Consider the following 25,014-nt stretch of genomic DNA (forward strand, 5'->3'; position numbering starts at 1 on the left):
TCCGCTCACGAGACCACCTCCAGACTGGCGATTGCCGTTCGCTCCGTTTCGTAGAGAGACAAAATTTTGAACAAGCCCGACAGCTCGAACAGCCGTTTCACGCTCGCGTGCGCGTCGCAGACGACCATTTTGCCGCCGCGGCTCTTGACGAGCTTGTACCGCCCCAATATGACTCCAAGGCCCGAGCTGTCCATGAACTGAAGGTCCTTCAGGCTGAGGACGACGTGGTCGCATCTTCCTCTCAGAATCGCATCTTCCATCTTGAACCGGACGACATCCGCGGAGTGGTGATCCAATTCTCCTTTCAGACGAACGATCAATACATTCCGATGCTGCTCCAACTCGACTTGCAAGCTCATGCTACTTTCCCCCTCGTCGATCGCTCACGACTGCAGTTCGTCGTTCCCATGATTTCTACGGGCGACCGGAGCTTTCCTGCCCTCCGACAAAACTAGAAGCTAGACGATTGTCCCCGACAAAATACGGCAAACAGGCGGCGACGAGAATACGTCGGGCCGCCTGAAGATTGCGTTAATCGGCGAGGAACAGCTTGCCTGCCGATCTCTTGAACAGCTTCCACCAGCCCGCGCGCGCGACGTCCGCCGGAGCTTCGAGAGCGAATTCCGTCAGAACCTCGTTGCCGCGATATACGATCAGCTTGCCGATCGGCTGACCGGCCCGGATAGGCGCTTTCAGATCGGAAATCGCCAGCTCGTGGCGAATGCCCTTGCCCGCGTCTCCTTTGCGCAGCAGCACGCTGTAAGGATGCTTCGCGACGAGCTCCACCTTGTTCGTCTTGCCTTTTTCAACGTTAAGCGTGCCGATTGTTTCGCCTTTTTTGAAAATCGGCACATTCGTGAATTGCGAGAATGCATAATCGAACAAATGCGACACTTCCGCATTGCGCGTCTTCGTGTTCGGTTCGCCCATGACGACTGCGATCAAGCGCAGATTGTCGCGGCGGGCAGTCGCCGACAAACAAAATTTCGCTTCGCTAGTAAAGCCGGTCTTCAAGCCGTCCGCCCCGGTATAAAACCGGACGAGCTTGTTCGTGTTCACAAGCCAGAACGGCTTCGGGCTGTCCTTGCGCAAATAGTCCTGGTACAGCCCCGTATATTTGGTCGTTCGGTCGTACTTGAGCAGTTCTCGGGACATGATTGCGATATCCTTCGCAGAGGAGACGTGGCCTGCCGCCGGGAGTCCGTTGCAGTTCGCGAATTTCGTGTTCTTCATGCCTAGCTGCTCCGCCTTGGCGTTCATCATCTTGACGAACTCGTCCTCGCTTCCGGCCAGCTTCTCGGCGAGCGCGACCGAAGCATCGTTGCCCGAAGCCATCGCGACTCCCTTGAGCATATCGTCGACGGTCATTTCTTCGCCTGTCTCCAGAAAGATTTGCGAGCCTCCCATGGATGCCGCGTATTCGCTTGTCTGCACTTTATCCGTCAGCTTGAGGCGACCCTGGTCCAGCGCTTCCATGACGAGCAGCATCGTCATAATCTTCGTAATGCTGGCGGGCGGCAGCGCTTCGGTACTGTTCTTCTCGTAGATCACCGTTCCGCTGTCCGCGTCCATGAGAATCGCGGATCGGGCGTTGGCGGCCATATCGGTAGCCGGCTTGACCGATTTCTTCTCTTCGGCGGCCGTTGCGGCTGCCGGCATCCATACGAGCGCTGCGGCCATGGCCGCAGCGATGCAGCCTAGCGACAGCCTGCGGTAGTGCGATGTCATCGTCAAATCGTTCCCTCCAAAAAAAGCCGCTGCGCGGCACAATGGTTTCTTCTTCCGATCAGTGTGCCCTTATGAAAAACAAATTATTCCAGACTCCTAATCCGATGCATGACACCGTTCAGAAAATGGATAGTTTACCGCATTAATATTTTAGGTGGTAGAAAGTCTGTTTTTTGCGGCAAAGGAGAGTGATAGAGAAGCTTGCGAGGTTCATTGGCATTGCTGAAAAGCAGAAAAACGTTGATCGTCATTTGGTTCATGCTGGCGGCGGGAGCGGTGCTCGCACTGTATCCCCGCGCAAACGAAATCGCCCAGGATCGCCGGGAGCTGAAGCTGCTAGCCGAGTGGGCCGACACGGTCGGCAATCGGCCTCGCCCGATCCAACCGGCAGACGCTTCGACGGCGGCTTCCGCGAATGACAGCCGCCGTCTCGATCGGCCCGAATGGACCGTCGTCGACGGCTTGCAGCTCCTAGGCACCCTTCGCATCGACAAGATCGGACTGGAGGAGCCGATCGTCCGAGGCTCGGATGCCAAGGCGCTCAAGCGAGGAGCTGGCACAGTCGTCGAAGGCCCTTTGCCGGGAGAGCCGGGCAATTTCGTGCTCGCCGGCCACCGCAGCTTGACGTTCGGACGGCATTTCAATCGGCTGGCGGAGCTGAAGGCTGGCGACGAAATCGTCGTCGAGACGTCGGCGGGACCCGCCCGGTACAAGGTGTCAACCACGTCGATCGTCAGCCCTGACGACTTGACGGTGCTGGACAACGACGGCGCGACTTCCGAACTGACGCTTATTACGTGTCACCCCCGGAAAAATCCGACCCATCGTCTGATCGTGAAAGCAATTCTTGTGAATTCGATAGAGAAAGAGGAGAAACCATCTGTATGAAACTATTGAAATCATTGGGTATTGTTATCCTTAGCGTCGCCCTGCTATGGAATTTTTCATGGCTGCCAAAGCCGGTCGCTAATGCGGACGGCACGAACGGCGTTATCCTGGAGCCGTTCACCGTATCGAAAACGACGGTCAAAGCCGGCGAAGTGTTCACTTACCGGATCGCTTTCAGCTTTTCCGCCTTGCTGGACGGAGCGGATTTCACCAAGCTGAAGGTTGAGCTGACGCTGCCGGACGGGGTCGAATTCGACGATTATTTGGCATCCTCCGTCGTGGCCGGCTATACGAAGACCGGTCGGACTTACTCCTTTAACTTCAAGACGGGAGCGGATGCTCCGCGCTCGGGCAGCAGCTATACGATCGAGCTGAACGCTCATTTCCCGAATCACGATACTCCCAACAACACGACAACGACGCCAACCCATTTTGCTGTCGTCCAATATGACGGCGCTCCGGTAACGCTCGAAACGTCCAATGACGTAACGGTAACGTCGGAAGCGATAGCCAAGTGGGCGCTGACCAAAAAGCACGTGTCGCCGGAACCGACGCCAATGATCGGCGACAAGGTGCAATACGAGATTTTCTTCAACAACGAGCAATCGAGCGACACGCGCGGCGTCGTCGATATCGAGAACGTCGTTCTGACCGACGTTCTTCCCGCCGAAGCCGTATTTATATCTGCCAGTGCCGGAGGCGTTCATTCGGGCGAGCCGACCGGAGGCACGGTCACCTGGTCTCCCGGCAAGCTGAGCGACGATCAGCGTTATTACGTAACGGTCGCTTATCCGCTCGGCAGCGTGGTCGATCCGGATCACGACGAGGTAACCAACCTCGCGGCGGCGGTCTTCAATCCTCTAGGCACGGATCCAATCGCCGATAAAGTCTCTCTGGCTGCCGTCTACAAGCACGGCTTTACGACGCTCCCTCAGGATTTAGGACCCGGCGGCATGATGAACAAATGGGTTCACGAGCGGGAACGCGAAATATCGCCCGATCAGGATGTTCATTTTTATATTGGCGGACTTCGCAATCGCTCGAACGGAGAATTGACCGGCGCCAGCATCGTCGATATGACTCCGCCGGATTTAATCTTGAAATCGATTGACACGGCCAAGTTCGAGTACGAAGGACACTCCTACGAGGTTTATTACGAATCGGCTTCCGATCCCGGCAACTGGCAGCTGTGGGACGGCAACGTTTCCTCCGATACCTCCAAGCTGCTGGAAGTATCGGACTTGCCTGGAGGAACGGTGGTCTCGGGCGTCAAGTTCGTTTTTCCGGACCCTCTTCTTATCTCGTTCCGGCAATCTTCGAACTTTCAGCTTACTTACAAGCTGCGTCCCGACTTTCCCGACGCCATGTCCGGTCAAGTGCGAACGAACACGGCTACGTTGGAATATACGTTCGATGGAACGACCGTCTCCCACCCTTATACCGCCAACGTAAGGCTGTGGGGAATACGTCCGCTCGTGCGCATCGACAAAAGCGTCGTAAGCGATGGCCCCTATCAGCCGATGAAGGACAAAAACATCGTCGAATATGAGATTGCCGTCTCGAATTCCGACTACACGACGATGCCGTTCTACGATCCGATCGTCGTCGACGTTCTGCCGAAGGAGCTTGAATACGTCGATACGTCGTGGACGGTTTCTTCTAATACCGGATTTTCCGGCAATGACAAATTGATTATGGATCCGCCCGTCGTTCAAGGCGACGGCACGACGAAGCTGCTCTGGAAATTCAGCTCGCTGGCCACGCTCAACAAGAACGACAAGTTCGTCATTCGATTCAAAGCGAAGCTCAAGGATTACACGGCCCCAACCGCCGACAACCATGAGCTGGAGAACGTCGCCTACCTGACGACGAATAACGCGCTTAATCCGTACATCAACGATTATTATTTCGATCCGTTAATTGCGGACGCCGACGACTTGGACGGCGACGGTCAATTCAACGACAAGATGATCGATTCGAAAGCGTACGTGAAAGTCAACAAAGTCGCCCAGCTCGACTCGGTCAAGCAAGTTCGCGGCGAGTTGGACAACGACTGGCAAGTCGGCGATTTGGCCCATCTCGCCAACACGACCGAAGGCGGACGCGTCGATTATAAGCTGACTGTCAGGAACGGAAGCAACATTCCCGTCAAAAACATCTCGGTCGTGGACGTTCTGCCGCGCGTAGGCGATCAAGGCGTTCTCGTATCCGACGCGCGCCAATCGACCTGGAGCACGGTGCTGACGGCTCCGATTCCCGATGTTGCCGGCGTATATACGGTGTATTACAATACAGGCGCTTCCGTCAAGATGACGACGCCGGGCGGCTGGACCGCGACTCCTCCAGCCGATTTAACGACGGTTACGGCGATTAAATTTTTATTCGATGCCGCCTATCAATTGAGCCCCGGAGCCTCCTACGACATCATATGGACGATGATTGCTCCGGTAGGGACGGATCAAGACGAAATCGCCTGGAACTCCTTCGCGCATCAGGCGACGGAGATCGACGGAAGCTCGATCGCCGCCGCCGAGCCGCCAAAGGTCGGGGTGCACGTTCAAAACATTCCCGCGAACAAGGGCTCCTTGGGCAACTACGTCTGGGTAGATTTGGATAAGGACGGCACGCAAAACGAAGGCGCCGAATGGGGATTGAACGGAGTTAGAGCCGAGCTTTATGAGGCGGACGGCGTAACCCCGGTGCAAAAATTCGGAATTAACGTCTTCACGGTAACGGGTGATGACATCGACGGAAATCCGGGCTACTACATGTTCCCGAACCTTGATTTCCCGCACTCGTACAAGGTAAAGCTTATCGTACCGACCTCCTTGCCGAGCGGCTATACCGCCAATACCTTTACGGGATGGACGGACAAGAGCAAAGCCGGAAGCACGCCGATCAACGATTCCGACGTCGTTCCGGCAAGCGGGTTGACCGACGTCATCGCGCTTAACTCCCACACTCCCGACTTGAAGTGGGATGCCGGGCTGCTGCCCCCGCTGGGCTCTATCGGCGATTATGTCTGGCACGATGTCAACGGCAACGGACTGCAAAGCGACGATGCCGCAGACAAAGGCATTAACGGAGTGCAGGTCAAGCTGGAAAAAGAGATTGCCGGAAGCTGGGTTTACCAGACTACGCAGACGACTGCCGACAAGGGCGGAAATCCGGGCTATTACGAATTCGCCGGATTGTTGCCCGGCAAGTACAGAGTGTTGTTTCCCGACAAGCTTGCCGACGGCAAAATACTGACGAAGAAGCAGCAAGGCGGCAACGCGGCAATCGATTCGAATCCGTATAACAATACGAGCAGCTCCCATGGGTACACGGACGCGATCACGCTGCGTCTCGGCGAGATCGTCGATACGATCGACGCCGGTTACGCCGCTCCGGCCTCCATCGGCAATTACGCATGGAGCGACCTGAACGACAATGGCTTGCAGGATGCGGGAGAGCCGGGGATAGCTTCGGTCAAAGCAAGCTTGCTCGACTCCTCCAACAATCCGATAAAAAGAAACGGCATCAACTACGAATTGTCGACGGACGCGAGCGGCAGCTATTTGTTCGAAGATTTGCTGCCGGGAACGTATAAGGTCAAGTTCGACCTGCCGACCGGCGGCTATGCTTACGCCAGGCAGGATGCCGCCGGCGGAACGGATGCCGTAGACTCCGACGCGAGCAGAACGAACGGGCGCACCGGATCGTATACGCTGGCCGCAGGGGACTCCAATCTGACCGTCGACGCCGGCTACGTCAAGCTCGTTAAGCTGGGCGACTACGTCTGGATGGACAAGAACCGCAACGGCCAGCAGGATGCGGGCGAAAGCGGCGTCCCGAATGTCACGGTCAACCTTTATAACGACGAAGTATCTACGACGACAGCAGCGGCAACGACTGCGACGGATGCGAACGGCAACTACGAATTCGCGAATCTGGTACCCGGCAAATACTCGGTCGAATTCGTCAGACCGAACGGTTATCTCTTCACCTCGAAGGGCACTGTTCCCGCGGCGACGAACGATTCGAACGCCAACGTTCCCGCCGCTGCATCGACGGCTAAGGCGAAGACGGATCAAATTACTCTTTTGCCTGCCATCGACAACCTGAGCATCGACGCGGGATTAATCGAATTAGCTTCGGTCGGTGATTTCGTCTGGCACGATTCGAATGACAATGGCTTGCGAGATGTCGGAGAAACCGGAATTGCCGGAGCGACTGTCCAACTGCTCGACAGCGACGGCGACCCGGTAGCGGCAGACGCATACGGCCAGGCGATCTCTATCCTATCGACCGGCGCGGACGGCAAGTACTTGTTCGACCACTTGCTGCCCGGCGATTACCAGGTAAAATTCACGCTTCCGACCGGCTACTGGTTCGCCAAGCTTAACGAGGGCGCCGACGATTCGATCGACTCCGACGCCGTTAAGCAGCCCTCCGGCGATCCCGGCGATCCTGCCGAAGGCGTTGCGGCTGTCACATTGGCTGCAGGCGATCATAATATGACGGTTGACGCAGGCGCTTTATCGCTTGCGAGATTAGGCGATTTCGTCTGGCACGATAAGGATGGCAACGGTATTCAGAATGCCGGCGAATCCGGCGTTGCCAGCGTGAAAGTCGAGCTTTTGAAAGCCGACGGCACTCCGGTGACGATTGACGCTTACGGCAACGGGATTTCTCCCGTGCTGACGGCTGCGAACGGTTCGTATGCCTTCATCAATTTGCTGCCCGGCGATTACAAAGTGAAGTTCAGCGAGCTTCCGGCCGGTTACGTCTTTACGACATCAGGCCAAGGAACGTCCGCGACTGACTCCGATGCCAATCCGGCGGCCGGAGCGAATCTCGGCGTCACAAGCCCGGTCCATCTCGACTGGGGCGAGACGAACAATACGATTGATGCTGGTATCGTCAACCGGGCGGCGCTTGGAGATTTCGTCTGGTACGACAGCGACGGCGACGGCGTGCAGGATGCGGGAGAGCCCGGCATCGTGAACGTCAACATCAGTCTTTACAAGTCCAGCGACTTGACGACGGCTCTTGCATCCACACTGACGGGCGCGGACGGCAAATACTCGTTCACGAATTTGTGGCCGGGAGACTATATCGTGAAATTCTCGCTGCCTAGCGATTACTACATCTTCTCCCCTCGCCTCTCGGGAGGAAACGTAGCTCTCGACTCCGACGCCAATCCGGCTAGCGGAAATTCGGGAGTCGTCACGCTCCAGTCGGGCGACAACGACATCGGCGTCGACGCCGGTATCGTCGAGCTCGTCTCGATCGGCGATCTGCTGTGGGACGATACGGACGACGACGGCGTGCAGGACGCGGGAGAAATCGGCTACGGCGGAGTCAAGGTTCATTTGCTGAACGGGACGGGCACCCCCATCTTGAACGGCGGTGCAGCCGTTACAGCAACGACGGACGCGAACGGCAACTACTTGTTCGACAAGCTGAATCCGGGCAGCTATCAAGTTCGATTCGAGCTTCCGGCAGGGTATATGTTCGCGAAGAAAAATTCGGCTGGCGGAACGGCGGCGACCGATTCAGACGTCAACCCGGCGACGGGAACGACCGATACGCTTGTCCTTGCTCCCGGCGCGCATCGAATCGACGTTGACGCCGGTATCGTCAAGCTGGCTTCTCTGGGCGATCATGTATGGATGGATCGCAATCTGAACGGAATACAAGACGGCGGCGAGTCCGGAGTTGGCGGCGTTACCATACGCCTGCTCGACGCAGCGGGCAATCCGGTTCAATCCGGAGGCGCGGATGTCACAACGACGACTAACGGCGACGGCGACTATACGTTCGCCAATCTTGTACCTGCCGCCTACAAAGTAAAGTTCAACCTGCCTGCAGGCTATGTATTTACGCAGAAAGGCGCCGGAACTTCGGCGACCGATTCAGACGCCGATCCGACGACTGGCGCCAATCAAGGCGTCTCCAGCGCTGTCACGCTTGCCCCAGGCGACAATGACGCAAATACCGATGCAGGACTTATCAAGCTGGTCAATCTCGGCGATGTACTGTGGGTCGATACCGGTATTATCGGAGCGCAAGAAGGCGAAGCAACGAACGCGGCAGCCTCCGGCGTGCTTGTCAGTCTGTACGACGGCAGCGGCAGCCCTGTGCTTAGCGGCGGCATTCCGGTTACAACGACGACTGCGGCCGACGGCAGTTATTTGTTTACCGGCTTGTTCCCGGGAGCATACAAAGTGAAATTCGATCTTCCGTCCGGCTATCTATTCACCCGGAAACACGTAACCGGAGCCGGCATAACGACAGCATCCGATTCCGACGTTGACGCAAGCGGCTGGACGGACGCAGTTACGCTTACGGCCGGAGACGACAACTTGACGGTCGACGCGGGAATCGTGCTGCCGGCTGCCTTGGGCGATTACGTATGGAACGATTCGAACCAAAACGGCATTCAGGATGCGGGCGAGAGCGGCCGCAACGGAGTAAAGGTTGAGCTGTATGACGCGAACGGCGCTTTGCTGCAGACGGCTACGACTGCCGACAACGCAGGGGCTCCCGGCTACTATTCATTCGCGAACCTCCTTCCGGGAACGTACAAAGTGAAGTTCAAGGCACCTTCGGGCTATATGTTCACGGTGAAACGGGCTGGCGCGAACCAGGCGATCGATTCGGACGCCGGATACACAGGAGAATCCGATCCGGTCACGCTATCGCCCGGCGAGAACAACCTGAACATCGATGCGGGTGTCCATCTCGTTCCGCCGATTCCGCCCGCGACGCTCGGCAACTATGTGTGGATCGACTCCAATGCGGACGGCATCCAGGACAGCGGCGAAAAAGGACTTAACGGAGTTACCATCGAGCTGTACAACCGATTCGGGGCTCTCGTGCTAACGAAGACGACCGCTAACGACAAGGACGGCCGCCCCGGCTACTACTTGTTCGAATCCATCCAAGCGGACGATTATTCGGTGAAATTCATCCTGCCGTCGGGCTACGTCTTCTCGCCGTCGAAGAAAGGTGCCGACGGTGAAACAGATTCCGACGCCGGAGAGAACGGAGCAACCGGTACAATTACGCTTCAACCGGGACAAGTGAACTTGTCGGTCGACGCGGGACTGACTCCTCTCTCCTCCATCGGCAACTTTGTATGGATCGACGCCGACAATAACGGCAAGCAGGATGTCGGAGAGAAAGGCCAGAACGGCATCTCCGTTTCCCTTCTCGACGAATCGGGAGCGCGGATCGCATCCGTTCTGACTGACAACGACAGCAACGGACAACCTGGCTACTACGAATTCAAAAACTTGCTGCCGGGCAACTATCGGATCGAGTTCGAGCTGCCGATCGGCTACGTTTTCTCAAAGCTTAATGCAGCAGGCACGAATTCGGATAACGATTCGAACGCCGGCGAGAACGGGTTGACCGGACTCGTTACGCTTGCACCGGGCGCGCGCGACCTGACGATTGACGCCGGACTCGTGTTTGAGAAAGTCGAGCCGGTCGAGCCTCCGGTTAAAGAAGTCGACGGCAACAATGGTACCGGCGGCGGCAAGCCTGCCGGCTCCGGAGGCAGTAAGGGCGGCAACAGCGGCAGTAAAGGCAACGCTAACGGCGCAGCGACGGGCGGCCAATCCGAAGGGAAAGCCAATGTCGCAGGCGATTCGGACAGCAATGAAGGCAGAAGCAATGTCAAAGGCGTCGGAGACGGCAAATCGCTGCCGCAAACCGGCGAGGAAGCGCCGATTTATCCGTACTTCGGCTACGGCCTAATTCTGAGCGCGCTCGCGCTTCTCATCGCCCGCAAGAAAATCAAAGCTTAGCATGAAGCATAACCGCCACCCCTCAACCAACTAATGGGAACTGCCGAGACGATAAGGTCTCGGCAGTTTTTCGTTTGCGCCCCAGTACTTGTCTACTCCGTTCTTAGACGAATTCGACGGTTACCGATTCCCATCCATCCTCTCGCGCCGGCACATGCACTATTGTTTAAGTACCGCTGTCCCGTAGCTCGTGCTGCCTTACATTCCGTTCCGGACTCGACCCGTCCGTAACCTGGGGAATGCAGGGGGTAACAGTCTCTAGCGGGCTACTTGGTTCGGGGCGCTTCCATCAGCGCGGGTTAGCCTGCCCTGAGCGGGCTACTTGGCACGGGGCGCTCCCATCGGCGGAATAGCACGCTCTGAGCGGGCTACTTGGTACGGCGCGCCTCCCATCGGCGGAGTAGCCTGCTCTGAGCGGGCTACTTGGTACGGCGCACTTCCCATCGGCGAAATAGCCTGCTCTGAGCGGGCTATTTGGTCCGGGGCGCTACCATCGGCGCGGATTAGCCTGCTCTGAGCGGGCTACTTGGTTCGGGGCGCTTCCCATCGGCGGATTAGCCTGTTCTGGGCGGGCTACTTGGTTCGGGGCGCTTCCCATCGGCGGAATAGCACGCTCTGAGCGGGCTACTGGTACGGCGCGCGCCTCCCATCGGCGGATTAGCCTACTCTGAGCGGGCTACTTGGTTCGGGGCGCTTCCCATCGGCGAATTAGCCTGTTCTGGGCGGGCTACTTGGTTCGGGGCGCTTCCCATCGGCGAAATAGCCCGCTCTGAGCGGGCTACTTGGTTCGGGGCGCTTCCCATCGGCGGATTAGCCCGTTCTGAGCGGGCTACTTGGTACGGGGCGCTTCCCATCGGCGGAATAGCACGCTCTGAGCGGGCTACTCGGTACGGGGCGCTTCCCATCGGCGAAATAGCCCGCTCCGAGCGGGCTACTTGGCACGGGGCGCCTCCCATCGGCGGATTAGCCTACTCTGAGCGGGCTAATTGGTTCGGGGCGCTTCCCATCGGCGAATTAGCCTGTTCTGGGCGGGCTACTTGGTTCGGGGTGCTTCCCATCGGCGGAATAGCCCGCTCTGAGCGGGCTACTTGGTACGGCGCGCTTCCCATCGGCGGAATAGCACGCTCTGAGCGGGCTACTTGGTTCGGGGTGCTTCCCATCGATGGATTAGCCTGCTCCGAGCGGGCTACTTGGCACGGGGCGCCTCCCATCGGCGGATTAGCCTACTCTTAGCGGGCTACTTGGTTCGGGGCGCTTCCATCGGCGCGGATTAGCCTGTTCTGGGCGGGCTACTTGGTTCGGGGCGCTTCCATCGGCGCGGATTAGCCTGTTCTGAGCGGGCTACTTGGTCCGGCGCGCTTCCCATCGGCGGATTAGCCTGTTCTGGGCGGGCTACTTGGTTCGGGACGCTTCCCATCGGCGGAATAACACGCTCTGAGCGGGCTACTTGGTTCGGGGCGCTTCCCATCGGCGGAATAGCACGCTCTGAGCGGGCTACTTGGTTCGGGGCGCTTCCCATCGGCGAAATAGCCCGCTCTGAGCGGGCTACTTGGTACGGGGCGCTTCCCTTCGGCGGATTAGCCTACTCTTAGCGGGCTAAGTTACAAGATAAGGCCATAACAATCAGCCTGCGCTAATTGTTATGGCCTTATCATTAAGGTGCTGCGAGCGATTCGTCCATCGTCCATTCAAGAACGAATGCGCGAGTATATCTTTTTCGCTTCCTCCGAGGGCTCGGAATCGTATTCCGATCGCATCATGTCGGACAGAAGCTCGTATTGCCGCTGAGCCAGCGAATAGTGGCCTTCATTCGCATACAGTTCGATCAAAGCTTCGTAAATTTCCTCCGCGAACGGAAATTGCCGCTGCAATCTCTCGTACGTATCGGCCGCTTTTTTGCCGAAGCCTTGGCTTGTCCAGAAGCGGCCAAGCTGCACTGCCTGCCGATAGCACAAGCTTCGCAGACGTTGGCGCTCCCCTTCCGACCATACGTAATCGTGCTCATCCAAATAATCGCCCGGATAATAGTCGAGCTGCCACTGATAAGCATCAGCCGATTCGGCCGATAGTGCCGGAAGTTGGGCGATGGCCTCCTCCCATTCCAGCAGATCGACGGCGAGATCCTCGATTCTCAGCCAATACCCGTCCCCGCTGTTGAGCAGACGTATGCTGAGGCCGGCCGCATCGAACGTTTTGCGCAGCCTGTATATCGTCGTGTACATTTGCGTGAAGCCTTTTTTCTCGTCCGTATCGGGCCACAGTAATTCAAGCAGCGTTTCCTTCCGTACCGGCTGTCCGCGCTTGAAGACGAGATAAGCGAACAATTCGCGCGATTTGGCCGTTCGCCAAGGCAGCGGTTCTCCGTCCCGGCCGATGACGTTCATGCTCCCGGCGCAATGGACGATTACCCGCTCCGCTTTCGTATCTTCTTTGACTGCCCGGGATTCCTTATGAAGCCTGTTGTCTTCGAGCAGCCTCTGCACCGTTCGTTCCAGCCGAGAAGGCTGTACCGGCTTAAGCACGTAATCGAGGGCATTCAATTCGAACGCCTTGACTGCATATTCCTCGTAAGCGGTAACGAATACGATAACCATCGAATCGTCGATGTCTTGAAGCTTCTCCGCGACTTGAATGCCGTTCATGTCAGGCATGTCGATATCGATAAAAGCGACGTCAGGCCGCAGCTTCTCAGCGGCAACAATCGCGTCCGCCGGAAAAGAGAACGTGCCAAGTATGTTCATATCCTCGAACCGGTTTAACTGAAAAGCCAAGCTTCTAAGCGCCAAAGGCTCATCGTCGAGCAATATCGCATTCATCCCCGCACCTCCTTCACTCGCCATCCAGACGCGAAACCGACACCGTTTTTCGAATGAGAAAAGATACGGTTGTGCCTTGACCCGGACGGCTCATTATGCGCAACCCTTTACCGTAAATTTGTTTCAGCCTTCGATCTGCATTGCGCAGGCCGATTCCGGCGCCCGGCACCGGACGCCCCTCAAGCAATTGCTTGGCGGTATCCGGGTCCATGCCAACCCCATCGTCGAAAATCGCAATTTCGGCGCCTTCTTCTATACACGCAATTCGGATCCGCACCTCGCCGCCATGAGAGCGCCTCAATATGCCGTGCCTGACCGCATTCTCTACTAAGGGCTGGATCGTAAGGGGCGGTATGGACAACCTCAGATTGTCGTCAACCTCCCAACGGACGTGCAGCCTGTCCTGGAAACGCTCCTTCTCGATATACAGATAGGAACGCACAAGTTGAAGCTCTTGATCGAGAGGAACGAGCCGTTCGGAATTGCGGAAATCGAAGCTCGCCTTCAAATATCGGCCGAACGCATCTAGCAAGCTTCGCATCCGCGTCGTATCGAAATCTCCCAGAGCGGCAACCGAGTTCAGCGTGTTGAACAAAAAGTGCGGCTTGATCTGCGCTTGCAGCCACGCGGCTTCCATCCGCAGCCGATCCTGAACCGAATGCTTCAGCTCGGTCAACGCACGCACTCGCGAACGCAGCTCCTTTGCCTCCATCGGCTTCGTAATATGATCGTTCGCTCCGGACAAAAAGCCCGTCTGAACATCTTCCGGCCGGCTGCGCGCCGTCAACAGCAAAATCGGCAGCTCCGATACCGAAAATCTCTCCCGAATAATTCGAGTAAGCTCGTAACCGGACATTATCGGCATCATTACGTCGGCGATAATCAAATCCCATTCCCGCGAATCGAGGACGGCCAGCGCTTCCTTGCCGCTGCTGACCGTAGCGATCTCGCAGCCTTCCGCAGCGAGAATATTCGATAGAACGATTCGATTAACCGAATCGTCGTCTACGATCAAAATTTTCGGCCCGCTGCCGACGGCAGCGAACATAGGCTTCCATGCCGGATCGCGATGCTCTCCGTCAGCAGCCGCGAGCAGCTTCTGAGCGTCTTCCTCCGCGTCCGTCCGCCCCGTTCGAACGTGCGTATCCTCGTGCTCCAGCTGTTCGCCGGACAGCTCCAATGTGAAGAAAAAGGAGGAACCTTCGCCCACGACGGAATAAACGTTTATCGTCCCGCCGTGAAGCTCCACAAGCTGCTTGCAAATGCTTAGTCCGAGTCCGATGCCGTTGCCGACCGCCGTTAGTCCCGAGGCGACCTGCTCGTAAGGCTCGAATATTTTTTCCTGTTGCCCGTCCGTCATCCCGACGCCGGTATCCTCGACGAAAAAGGTCGCTTTACCGCCTTCCGAGAGCGCCCTGACGGTAATGACTCCTTCGTTCGTATACTTCACCGCGTTGTGCAGAAGATTGAACAAAATTTGAATAAGCCTGCTTTCGTCGGCCTTCACCATCGGGAACGTGCTCGGAATGCGATTTTCGAACCGGATCGGCTTGCCCTCTGTCATGAAACGGAGCATGTCAATGACGCCTGTAGCCACCGTCTGAACCTGCAGCGATTTCAAATGCAGCCGGATTCCTTGCTCCTTAAGCAGCGTCAAATCGAGCAAATCGTTCAGCATGAACGTCATTCGGCGGCCTACCGTCATAAGGAGCTCCAGCTTCTGAGCGTTCTTCTCCCCGATCACGCTTTGCTCGCTCTCCAAAACCGTCTGGGCGATATTAAGAATGCCGTGAAGCGGATTGCGCAGCTCATGAGAAACGTTCGCCAAAAAATCGTCTTTGCGCTTGTCTTCCATTTGCAGCTTCTCGGATAGCACGGCTGTTTGCGCAGCTGCTTGGATATAACGCCTGAACCAGAACGATGCGGCTGCGAGAAAAGCGACGAGCAAATCGACCGGGTAAAAGCCCGCTTCGAACCATCCGAAGCTCTTGACCAATCCTCCGATGCAGCTTAATTGGACGGCGAAAGCTCCGCACAATAAAAAGACGGCATTCTCCACTCCGGACAGCATCATTCGAATCGCAAGCGCAACAAAGAGCGATATGGACAGCAGTAAAATGCAAAACACACCGATTCCCGCCGACAGCGCGAAGGATTCCGACGAAAACAACAGCAACGTCGCTGCTACTGCGTTCACCGTCTGCATAATGCGGTACGCCCGCACAAACATGAATTCGGGAATGAGCTCCTTCGCAAACCTCAGGATGAAAAATCCGACCCCGACCAGGGACAGAAACTGAAGCTTGATCATCCATTCCCGGCTCACGCTAAACCAGTTTTGCAGCAATTTGTCGTCGTCGGTCAGCACCATAACCATAGCGCTGAACACGAGCAAACCGAACGAAAGCAGCACCCTCTGCCGCGTCCCGACCGTGTAAATGATCAAAGCGTACAGCGCATGCATCGCCAGCACGACGAACACCAGAAATTGCATGGCGATTGAAAAGCGCTCATCCTTCAAAATTGCGCTCTCCGTACCGAACTTGACGGTTTTCACAATGCCGCCGGACTGACTGTTGTCAAAATTGGCGGCTTGAATAACGATTTCGATTTCGCCGTTCACGGGCGAGAAAGTTGCGGAATACGTCGAGTTAACGGCTTTGTACTGCTGCTTCGTCTCGGCCGGCCGGCCTGAGCCTGCGGCAAAATGTCCGTTCACGTAAAGTCCGGACGAAGCCGCGATTCCCAGAATCCGTATCCCATATTGGCGCGCGTCGTCCCGGTCAACTAGAATCTTTAACCGGTAGGAGCCGTAGCCTAGATTCGATTTGCTGTTCGGCGACAAGGACGATCCCCAATTGCCCGGCACTTGAATAAAACCGTTGCCTTCGCCCGATTCGTAAGAGCGATCGGTTGTCTGCATGAGGAGACGGTTCGGATAAAACTCCCATTCGCCCTTCAACGATATCGTTTTGTTGCCGAAATTCCCCATTCCGCGCAAATCCAATTGACCTCGAACGGCGGAAGGATAGCCTGCCGGCGGCTGCTCAAAGACGATCCAGGCGACCCGAATACCGACAAGAACAATGAAAAAAACAGCTGCGTAAAGAAAAAGCGTTCGTGTTGACTTCATAGTGTATTTTTATTCGACATAAACCGTCAATTTCCTCTACCTCAGATCATCAGCAGCTCGCGAATATCGTCCTCGTCCATGGAAGCAAGCGTTTCCTCGCCCGGCTTGATGACCGCGTCGATCAAATTCCGTTTGCGCTCCTGCAGCTCGTACATCTTCTCCTCGATCGTCCCTTGCGTCACCATCCGGATCACTTGCACGACATTTTTTTGTCCGATCCGGTGCGCCCGGTCTGCCGCCTGCTGCTCGACGGCGGGATTCCACCATAAATCGAACAACACGACGGTGTCCGCCCCCGTCAAGTTAAGGCCGGTCCCCCCCGCCTTCAGCGAGATAAGGAACAAATCCTGCTCTCCCTCGTTAAACCGGGCGCAAAGCTCAACCCGCTCGCGGGCAGGAGTCTGGCCGTCCAAGTAGAAAAAGGGAACGTCCCTTTTCTCCAGCTCGCCGCGAATAATTCCGAGCATTTGGGTGAACTGGGAGAACACGAGCATCCGCTTGCCTGCGCTCCGGCACTCGTCGACGATTTCGAGCAATTGCTCCAGCTTGCCGGACTCGCCGTCGTAGTTCTCAAGAAACATCGCGGGATGACAGCACAGCTGCCTCAGACGAGTCATCCCCGCGAGAATGTGCATCCGGCTCTTGTGCAGTCCTTCCTCCCGAAGACGCCGGACGGTATCCTCCTGCAGCTTCGCCAAGTAAGCCAAATAAAGCTTTTTCTGCTCGGGAAGCAGCTCCGACGATTGAACCGTCTCGATCTTGTCCGGAAGCTCGGTCAGCACGTCGGATTTCAGCCTGCGCAAAATAAACGGTCCCGCCTTGCGGGCGACCTGCTCGGGCGTAAGCTCGTTGAAGCGCCGCTTGCTCCAGAACAGCTCCGGAAATACCGCGTCAAATATCGCCCACAGCTCTTCCAGCCTATTTTCGACCGGAGTTCCTGTAAGCGCGAATCTTATTTTCGCTTTCAGCTCCTGAACCGACTGCGCCGTTAGCGTGGAATGATTTTTGATCGCCTGCGCCTCGTCAAGAATGAGAACGCCGAACCGGCGGTCCGCATATTCCGACGCGTCCCGGCGAAGCAGCGGGTAGGACGTAATGAGCACATCGGTATCGGCCAGTTCCGCCAGCAGCCCTTCACGCGTAGACTTGTCGCCGGACATAACGGAGCTGCGTATGCCGGGCGCGAACTTTTTCAGCTCGTTCTGCCAGTTGTAGGTGAGCGAAGCCGGGCATACGATGAGGGCGGGAGTGCCGGCTTCACGGCTCGCTTCAAGCTCCGACAGGATGAAGGCAATTCCTTGAAGCGTCTTCCCGAGCCCCATGTCGTCCGCCAATATGCCGCCAAACCGATAGTTCGCCAACGTCTTCATCCACTGGAAGCCGAGCTTTTGATAATCCCGCATAATCGGATCGAGAGATTCGGGCACGTCGAATTGCAGCTGGTCCGGATGGCGAATATTCGCGAGAAATTCGCGGAACCGCTGTCCCAGCCTCAGCCCTTGCTGCCTTTCGTCCGCATCGAGGAAGGTCAAGCCGCGGGCGATGGAAAGCTGCAAATAGCGGTCCTTCACGTCGGACGCTTGAAGATTCATATCCGCCAGCAGCTGGCCTATGCGCGAGAACCCTTCATCCTCCAAAGATAGAAACCGTCCGTCCGACAGACGAAAATACGACTTCTTCTCGACGAGCGACTTCAGAACGTCGCGGATGTCGCCGTCATCAATGCCGTCCATATCGAAGCGAACTTCAAGCCAGTCGGTTCTCGAATCGAGATCGACCGTCATTTTCGGAGGGCGAACCGATTCCCGCATCATGCTCCGGGCTTCCGGCGTCGCGTATATTTCGGTCCAACGCTCCAATTGGGGCAACGTATGGAACAGAAAATGGTAAATATCTTCTTCGTCGTCCAGATGAAGCACTTTGCCGTTGTATTGAAACGGAATTTGCTCCATGAGCGACATGATCCGGTTCTCCTTGTCGCCGTCGCGCAGCAAAATGCGGTCGGCGCGTACGGGCTTGCCGTTCTTCGTGGCGAACGGGTCCAGCTTGACTTCTCCGTAAGCGTATTCGAGCGTCGCCCATAGCTGATCCCCGTTACGGTCCAAGTAGAGCTTGGCTTGAAGCGGCGACGTGACGATCCGATCGGACAGCTCCGGAGAAAAGTCGACCTCGCCGAGCTGCTTGAGTCCGGGCACGACACGCGACAGAAATAGCTCGAGATGCGCCGGAGAAATGAGCACATGATGCTCGTTGGAACGGAAAAACATGCTTTTCAGCTCACCGAGCTGCTTGACTGTCGAAGGATGGATGCGGTAAAGCGAGCTGCCGATCAGAACGCAAGAATACGTGTCCATAACGGTTACATGCTCCAATCCGGTGACGGACAGCTCATAGACGTCCGGAGTCGGATGGCCGAATCGAAATGAAAGCGGCACCTGCTCGTCCTTAAGCTCCAATGCTTCGTAGGTCATTTTGCCGTGGACGAATTTCGCTTTTGCCGCAATAAGCTTGGGAAGAAGCTTGCTCCATGCGTACGGGGGGATGAACAGCACCCTGTCCTCGTTAAGCGTTCGGGAATAAGAATAGGTCATATAGGCGTCGCGAAACGCCGTCTCGTTGCGGGCGATGTCCGACAGCAGCTCGATGACCTCCCGATCCTCTTCGGAAAAAGTCTGTGCCGACGGATCGAACGTGAACAATTTCGCCAGCTCCATCTGCGTCCCGTTGTCCCAATGACGGAGGAGGTCTTTTATTTTATTTATAATGTAAAGGCGTTTGACGCCCAGCTTCATCTCTACCGCGAACGACGTTTTGCGGCCAAGCTCCAGCGCGCTGCACGTGAACTCGACGGTCAAACGCTCCGGCTCGTCGAAGCGAATGTCGGAAACGTCTTCGTCGCCGCCGCTAACCGGCAGGGGACGATCGAATATCGAAATCAGATTGCGGGCGCGAAACAAGTGCTCGTTCGTAATGAACGGGCCGTCCGCCCGATCGGCCTGCCCGCGGTGCATGCCTTGAATATGGCAGAGAACGGCGGCGATATGCTTGCAGGCGGTTCCGCTCTCCGCGAAATCCGCGCATTCGCACGACATGTGGGTAACGTCTCCGTCGTCGAGCTCCAGGTGAACCTTGAATCTGGCTTCGGCTATGACGACGGCGTCGAACAGCCTGCTGTCCGGGTCCCGCTCCACGCGGGTTACGCGTTTTTGCTTGTAATAGGATTGGCCTCGCTTGAAAGCAAGGTCCCCGCACAACGACCGTATGGCGTCGAGCGTAAGCGGTTCGGTCATCGCATTTCCACCCTTTGCGCGCAAATAACAGATAACCTCCATTATACCATAACGGATCATAACAGCCGCTTTCCCGTCCGTTATGCTATGATATTCATACGTTCAAAAGTTCGAAAATGAAGGAGCCCTCATCTTTGAAACACGATATCCAGCAATTCAAAGCCGACTTCTTCAAAGCATTGGCGCATCCGATGAGAATTCGTATTCTCGAAGCGCTAAGCGAAGGAGACAAAAATGTAAACGAGCTGCAATCGATTGTTGGATCCGAAGGATCCGCCGTCTCGCAGCAGCTGGCCGTGCTGAGAAATAAAAACGTGGTATACGGCATTAAAGACGGAACCTCGGTCATCTATTCGTTGCGGGATCCATTGATTAAAGAATTATTGACCGTTGCCAAGCAAATATTCGATAACCACCTGGTAGATGCCATTTCTCTGCTGGAAACGATCCGAAACGAACCCTAGGAAGCGTTGACAGTTCCCCGATAACGGGAGTATTATTTCGTATATATTCAAATAATCAAATATATGAATAAAAGAAGGTCAAGCTGGATGAAGTGGACGGGAAGGTTCGAAGGATATACGCCTTCAGCGATTCGGAAAGATATGGTCTCCGGCCTAATCGTCGGCATTATCGCCATTCCTCTTGGAATGGCGTTCGCTATTGCCTCCGGTGTAAAGCCCGAGTATGGCATTTATACGACCATCATAGCCGGTATTCTTATCTCGATGTGCGGAGGCTCCAAATTCCAAATCGGCGGTCCCACTGGCGCCTTTATCCCCATCCTGCTTGCCATCGTCATTCAGTATGGATACGAGAATCTGTTGATTGCCGGTTTTATGGCCGGATTTCTCCTTATTCTGATGGGGATGTTAAAGGTTGGAACGCTGATCAAGTACATTCCCCGTCCGGTTACGATCGGTTTTACCTCAGGCATTTCCGTCATCATTTTTACCGGGCAAATCGGTAACTTCCTAGGTCTCCGCGATATCGAGAAGCATGAAAGCTTTTTGCTCAATATGAAAGAAATCGGGATGCGTCTGGCAACCGCGAACATCTACAGTATCGTGACGGGCGGCATATGCCTGGCGATTATCCTGTACGCGTCGAAACGGTGGCCGAAGGTGCCTGGAACGTTGGCCGGGCTCATCGTCTCCACTGTCGCTGCATCCTTGCTGTTCGATGGGCAAGTTGCAACGATCGGCTCATCCTTCGGCTCCATTTCGAGCTCTTTGCCCGGCTTTCATTTTCCGGAACTGACCTGGGATCGCATCCTTGCGCTTCTCCGACCCGCAGTCATAATCGCCTTGCTAGGCGGTATCGAATCGTTGCTGTCGGCTCTAGTGGCCGACGGAATGTCCGGAACCCGCCATAACAGCAACCGGGAACTCGTCGGTCAAGGCATCGCGAATGTAATTGCGCCATTATTCGGAGGAATACCGGCAACGGGCGCCATTGCGCGTACCGCTGCCAACATCAAAAGCGGCGCGGTATCCCCCTTATCCGGAATTGTTCATGGGATCGTCGTTTTATTGGTGCTCCTTCTGTTCGCTCCGCTCGCTTCCGATATTCCTCTTGCCAGTATGGCGCCCATCTTAATGGCGGTCGCATGGAACATGAGCGAACGAAAGCTGTTTATGCATATTCTCAACACAAAAACGGGCGATTCCGTCGTTCTTGTTCTGACCTTCGCGCTAACCGTTTTTACGAACTTGACCGTTGCGGTCGAAGCGGGACTCGTTCTGTCCGTCCTTTTATTCGTATGGCGCATGAGCCAAAGCGTAACCGTAGCGAAAGTGTTGCCCGACCGGAGTGCCAGACATGAGAAAGTTAAGTCCTATATGGTAACCGAAGGACGCGATTGCCCCCAAATCAGCATCTATACGATTGAAGGTTCGCTGTTTTTCGGCACGACGAATCGGTTTGAGCACGCGGTCCTCGATGCGATCCGGAAAAAACCGGGGATCTTGCTGCTGCGAATGTCGAAAGTACCGTTCATGGATGCGTCGGGAGAAGCCATTATGGCCAGCTTGGTCGAAGAGCTCGAAAAGTCCGGCGGACAAATTCTCCTCTCTGGAGTCCAACCTCAACCGCTAGACATTATGAAAAAAACCGGGTTGCTGGAAAAAATCGGAGAACGTTGGTTTTTCGAGCATACCGGAGATGCGATTCAATGCGCGATCGCTCATTTGGACGTTAACGCATGCCTAGGCTGCCAACGATTCGCTTTTCGTGAATGCGCCCATTTATCCGCTGTCAAAGATGGCGGCATTCCCCCTTTGCAAACACAGCTCCAAAAATAGAAAAGGCGTCCCCATTCAAGCTATTGCGAGCTTGAATGGGGACGCCTTATTTTTTGAATGAGATAGAACGGCTACAGCTGCGGAAGAAGAGCCAACACGAGCGAAATGAAGCGGTCTTTCACTTTCTCCGAAGTCTCCATCACTTCTTCGTGAGACAGCGGCTGGTCGAGAATGCCGGCGGCCATGTTGCTGATACAGGAGATGCCGATGACTTCAAGGCCGGAGTGGCGGGCGACGATGACTTCGGATACGGTCGACATGCCGACTGCGTCAATGCCAAGCGTGCGCAGCATGCGGATTTCGGCCGGCGTCTCGTAGTTCGGTCCGAGCAAGCCGACGTATACGCCTTCGCGCAATTCAAAGCCGAGCGAAGCCGCTGTCTCCTTCGCGATGGCGCGAAGACGCTTGCTGTACGCCTCCGACATATCGGGGAAGCGCACGCCCAGCGCGTTGTCGTTCGGGCCTACGAGAGGATTCCGTCCGGTCAGGTTGATGTGGTCGGAGATGACCATAAGATCGCCCGGCTCATAGCCGAGATTGACGCCGCCGGCCGCGTTCGTGACGAGCAGAGTGCCGACGCCGAGCGCCTTCATGACGCGAACCGGCAGCGCGGTCCGCTCGGGCTCGTAGCCTTCGTACATATGAAACCGGCCGCGCATGAGCGCTACGCTGCGTCCTTGCAGCTTGCCGAGCACGAGCTCCCCCGCGTGTCCTTCGACGGTCGATACCGGAAAATGCGGAATTTCTTCGTAAGGCAGCGTTACGGCATCTTCCAGCTCGTCGCCGATTACGCCCAGGCCGGAGCCGAGAATGAGTCCGATCTCCGGTTTCACTTTCGTTCGCGACGCGATGTACGCCGCCGCCTCGTCGATAATTGCTTTCGTAATGACAGCCATTAGTTACTCTCTCCCTGTAAGGTTAATTAGTTTAGTTGGTCCAAAAAGCTGCGGCCGTGCGTCCGGAAAGCCGCTCCGAAATTGTCCGCAATCGTCGCCGCCAGATCGGCGAATGTCGCTTTCGTGCCGATGTCGCCGGGCTCGCGAAAAGCCGGACTGTATAGAAGCAGCGGAACGTATTCGCGAGTATGGTCCGTTCCCGGATGGGTCGGATCGTTGCCGTGATCGGCCGTTACGACGAGCAGATCCCTTTCGCCGAGAGTGTCCATGAGCTTCGGCAGCGCTTGATCGAATTCGACGAGCGCCCCGGCATACCCTTCCGGATCGCGGCGGTGCCCGAACAGCGAGTCGAAATCGACGAGGTTCGTGAACAGGAAGCCGCGAAACGGCGTCTTCAGCGCCGCAATCGTCTCTTCTATGCCGTGGGCATTGCTCTTCGTCGGAACAGCCTTCGTAATGCCTTCCCCGCTGAAAATATCGTTGATTTTCCCGATGGCAACGACATCGAGCCCTTCGTTCTTCAGCTCGTTCATGACGGTAGGAAGCGGCGGCTTGACTGCGTAGTCGTGCCGGTTCGGCGTTCTCTTGAAGGAGCCGGGCTTGCCGACGAACGGGCGGGCAATTACCCGGCCGACCGACCATTCCTCCTTCATTGTCAGACGACGGGCGATGCGGCAGGCGTCGTACAGCTCCTCCAGCGGAATAATATCTTCGTTGGCTGCGATTTGAAACACGCTGTCGGCCGACGTGTAGACGATCCACGCACCGCTGTTCAACTGCTCTTCCCCGAGCTCGTCCAATATTTCCGTGCCGGAAGCGACCTTGTTCCCGATGACGGAACGTCCCGTCTCTTCTTCGAACGCGGCGATCAGTTCGGCCGGGAATCCGTTCTCGAACGTACGGAACGGCGTCTCGATGCGCAAGCCCATCAGCTCCCAGTGGCCGGTCATCGTATCTTTGCCTGCGGACACTTCCGCCATTTTGCCATAGTGCCCGATTGGCGCCGCTTCCGGCTCCCAAGAGCCGAGTTTTGCGATATTGGCGAGGCCGAGCCGCCGCATATTCGGGAGCTCGACAGCGGACACGCGCTCGACGATATGGCCGAGCGTGTGAGAGCCCGCGTCTCCGTAATCCGCCGCATCCGGAAGCTCGCCGATGCCGACGCTGTCGAGCACGATAACCGCTATTCGATCAAATGTCATGTCCATTCCCCTTTTTTGTCATGATCGCGCCCGCGGATGAGCCCGGTCGTATACGTCCTTTACCTTCAAGCCGGAAGGAGTCTGGTAAATTTGCGTCGACGCCGAAGCCGTATGGCCGAGCATTTCCTGCACCGCGCGCAAATCAGCGCCGTTCTCGACAAGATGAGCGGCGAACGAGTGGCGCAGCGTATGGGGAGTAATCTCCGCTCCAATTCCGGCGGCCCCGGCCGCTTTTTTGACCGTTTTCCAAAAGCCCTGACGCGTCATGCGCTCTCCGAAAACGTTCAAAAACAACGCTTGCTCCGGCTTGTCCTCTCTCGAAAGCTGAGGTCGGGCTTCGGCTGCGTACCGCTCGACCCATGATGCCGCATAAGAGCCGACGGGCACCATTCTCTCGCGCCCTCCGGGAGACGTGCAAGTGAGAAAGCCCATGTCCAGCCGGACGTGATCGATATTCAGAGCGATCAACTCGGATACGCGCAAGCCGGTCGCATACAGAAGCTCCAGCATCGCGCGATCGCGAAGCCCTTGCCGATTGGCCGGATCGATGCTTTCCAGCAGCCGATCCATCTCGGTCTGCTTCAGCGCGAGCGGAGCTTTTCGTTCCGGCTTCGGCGACTCGATCTGCAAGGTCGGGTCGTATTCGATCGCCCGTTCAATCGTCAAAAAGCGGAACCATTTCTTAAGCGATACGACGCGGCGGGCAATCGTAGCGGTCTTGCGCCCCTCCTGCTTCAGACGGCTCAAGTAGGCTTGAATATGGTTCGAACGAAGCTCTCTGACTTCCTTCACGCCTTGCTCTTCGGCATAAGCGATAAAATCGTTCAAATCCGAAACATAGCTCCGCACCGTAGCCGCCGAACGATTCCGCTCGTCCTCCAGCCGTTTCGAATACGCTTGAAGCCATTTTTTCATATCCGGTCGCGATCCTCTCCGTGCCGCCTCCAAGCCGCAACTCT

Annotated in this window: 12 protein-coding genes; 4 read left to right on the forward strand and 8 right to left on the reverse strand. The window is 56.4% G+C overall.

What is annotated here, in order from left to right; translation table 11 throughout:
* Positions 1 to 5: 5 nt before the first annotated feature.
* The gene (gene spoIIAA / locus D3H35_RS05440; RefSeq protein ID WP_119148122.1) at positions 6 to 359 is read right to left on the reverse strand and encodes an anti-sigma F factor antagonist; all 354 of its coding nucleotides are present in this window, start codon (positions 357 to 359) and stop codon (positions 6 to 8) included.
* A gap of 172 nt (positions 360 to 531) precedes the next feature.
* Entirely contained in the window at positions 532 to 1,659 is a 1,128-nt protein-coding gene (locus D3H35_RS05445) for a D-alanyl-D-alanine carboxypeptidase family protein (protein WP_233567783.1), read from the reverse strand.
* A gap of 288 nt (positions 1,660 to 1,947) precedes the next feature.
* Between D3H35_RS05445 and D3H35_RS05450 the strand changes: the two genes are divergently transcribed.
* Positions 1,948 to 2,616 carry a class D sortase gene (locus D3H35_RS05450; protein ID WP_147355752.1) on the forward strand — a complete coding sequence of 223 codons (669 nt, stop codon included), beginning with the start codon at positions 1,948 to 1,950 and terminating at the stop codon, positions 2,614 to 2,616.
* On the forward strand, positions 2,613 to 10,415 hold the full coding sequence (locus D3H35_RS05455) for an SdrD B-like domain-containing protein (protein WP_119148124.1): 7,803 nt from the start codon (positions 2,613 to 2,615) through the stop codon (positions 10,413 to 10,415). Before D3H35_RS05450 ends, D3H35_RS05455 begins: the two co-directional genes overlap by 4 nt.
* A 1,688-nt stretch (positions 10,416 to 12,103) precedes the next feature.
* On the opposite strand, the gene D3H35_RS05460 is transcribed toward D3H35_RS05455, so the two are convergent.
* Genes D3H35_RS05460 through D3H35_RS05470 form a run of 3 tightly spaced genes read right to left on the reverse strand, consistent with a single transcriptional unit; the run spans position 12,104 to position 19,654 of the window.
* Positions 12,104 to 13,231, reverse strand: coding sequence for a response regulator (locus D3H35_RS05460; protein ID WP_158593962.1), 1,128 nt, complete (start codon positions 13,229 to 13,231; stop codon positions 12,104 to 12,106).
* Positions 13,232 to 13,244: 13 nt separating this feature from the next.
* Positions 13,245 to 16,364 (reverse strand): ATP-binding protein, encoded by a 3,120-nt coding sequence (locus tag D3H35_RS05465; RefSeq protein ID WP_119148126.1) that lies wholly within the window; start codon positions 16,362 to 16,364, stop codon positions 13,245 to 13,247.
* A 41-nt stretch (positions 16,365 to 16,405) separates the two neighbouring features.
* Complete coding sequence (locus D3H35_RS05470; protein ID WP_119148127.1) at positions 16,406 to 19,654, reverse strand: DEAD/DEAH box helicase; 3,249 nt, start codon at positions 19,652 to 19,654, stop codon at positions 16,406 to 16,408.
* 134 nt (positions 19,655 to 19,788) lie between these two features.
* Between D3H35_RS05470 and D3H35_RS05475 the strand changes: the two genes are divergently transcribed.
* On the forward strand, positions 19,789 to 20,118 hold the full coding sequence (locus D3H35_RS05475) for an ArsR/SmtB family transcription factor (RefSeq protein WP_119148128.1): 330 nt from the start codon (positions 19,789 to 19,791) through the stop codon (positions 20,116 to 20,118).
* A gap of 87 nt (positions 20,119 to 20,205) precedes the next feature.
* Positions 20,206 to 21,957, forward strand: a complete 1,752-nt coding sequence (locus D3H35_RS05480) for a SulP family inorganic anion transporter (protein WP_119148129.1) — start codon at positions 20,206 to 20,208, stop codon at positions 21,955 to 21,957.
* Positions 21,958 to 22,028: 71 nt separating this feature from the next.
* On the opposite strand, the gene D3H35_RS05485 is transcribed toward D3H35_RS05480, so the two are convergent.
* From D3H35_RS05485 to xerD, 3 genes are read right to left on the reverse strand one after another with little or no spacing between them, the layout of a single operon-like run.
* A complete protein-coding gene (locus tag D3H35_RS05485) occupies positions 22,029 to 22,853 on the reverse strand; it encodes a purine-nucleoside phosphorylase (RefSeq protein WP_119148130.1) in 825 nt (274 codons plus the stop codon).
* Positions 22,854 to 22,879: 26 nt separating this feature from the next.
* Positions 22,880 to 24,055, reverse strand: coding sequence for a phosphopentomutase (locus D3H35_RS05490; RefSeq protein WP_119148131.1), 1,176 nt, complete (start codon positions 24,053 to 24,055; stop codon positions 22,880 to 22,882).
* Between the two features lie 18 nt (positions 24,056 to 24,073).
* Positions 24,074 to 24,970 (reverse strand): site-specific tyrosine recombinase XerD, encoded by an 897-nt coding sequence (xerD, locus tag D3H35_RS05495; protein WP_119148132.1) that lies wholly within the window; start codon positions 24,968 to 24,970, stop codon positions 24,074 to 24,076.
* Between the last annotated feature and the right edge of the window lie 44 nt (positions 24,971 to 25,014).

The sequence above is a fragment of the Cohnella faecalis genome (genome assembly GCF_003570905.1).
Classification (GTDB): Bacteria; Bacillota; Bacilli; order Paenibacillales; family Paenibacillaceae; genus Cohnella; species Cohnella faecalis.

Excerpts from the sequence above, each read along its gene's own strand:
- spoIIAA (WP_119148122.1), bottom strand. The coding sequence starts at position 359 with ATGAGCTTGCAAGTCGAGTTGGAGCAGCATCGGAATGTATTGATCGTT.
- D3H35_RS05445 (WP_233567783.1), bottom strand. The coding sequence starts at position 1,659 with ATGCCGGCAGCCGCAACGGCCGCCGAAGAGAAGAAATCGGTCAAGCCG.
- D3H35_RS05455 (WP_119148124.1), top strand. The coding sequence starts at position 2,613 with ATGAAACTATTGAAATCATTGGGTATTGTTATCCTTAGCGTCGCCCTG.
- D3H35_RS05460 (WP_158593962.1), bottom strand. The coding sequence starts at position 13,231 with ATGAATGCGATATTGCTCGACGATGAGCCTTTGGCGCTTAGAAGCTTG.
- D3H35_RS05465 (WP_119148126.1), bottom strand. The coding sequence starts at position 16,364 with ATGAAGTCAACACGAACGCTTTTTCTTTACGCAGCTGTTTTTTTCATT.
- D3H35_RS05470 (WP_119148127.1), bottom strand. The coding sequence starts at position 19,654 with ATGACCGAACCGCTTACGCTCGACGCCATACGGTCGTTGTGCGGGGAC.
- D3H35_RS05480 (WP_119148129.1), top strand. The coding sequence starts at position 20,206 with ATGAAGTGGACGGGAAGGTTCGAAGGATATACGCCTTCAGCGATTCGG.
- D3H35_RS05485 (WP_119148130.1), bottom strand. The coding sequence starts at position 22,853 with ATGGCTGTCATTACGAAAGCAATTATCGACGAGGCGGCGGCGTACATC.
- D3H35_RS05490 (WP_119148131.1), bottom strand. The coding sequence starts at position 24,055 with ATGACATTTGATCGAATAGCGGTTATCGTGCTCGACAGCGTCGGCATC.
- xerD (WP_119148132.1), bottom strand. The coding sequence starts at position 24,970 with ATGAAAAAATGGCTTCAAGCGTATTCGAAACGGCTGGAGGACGAGCGG.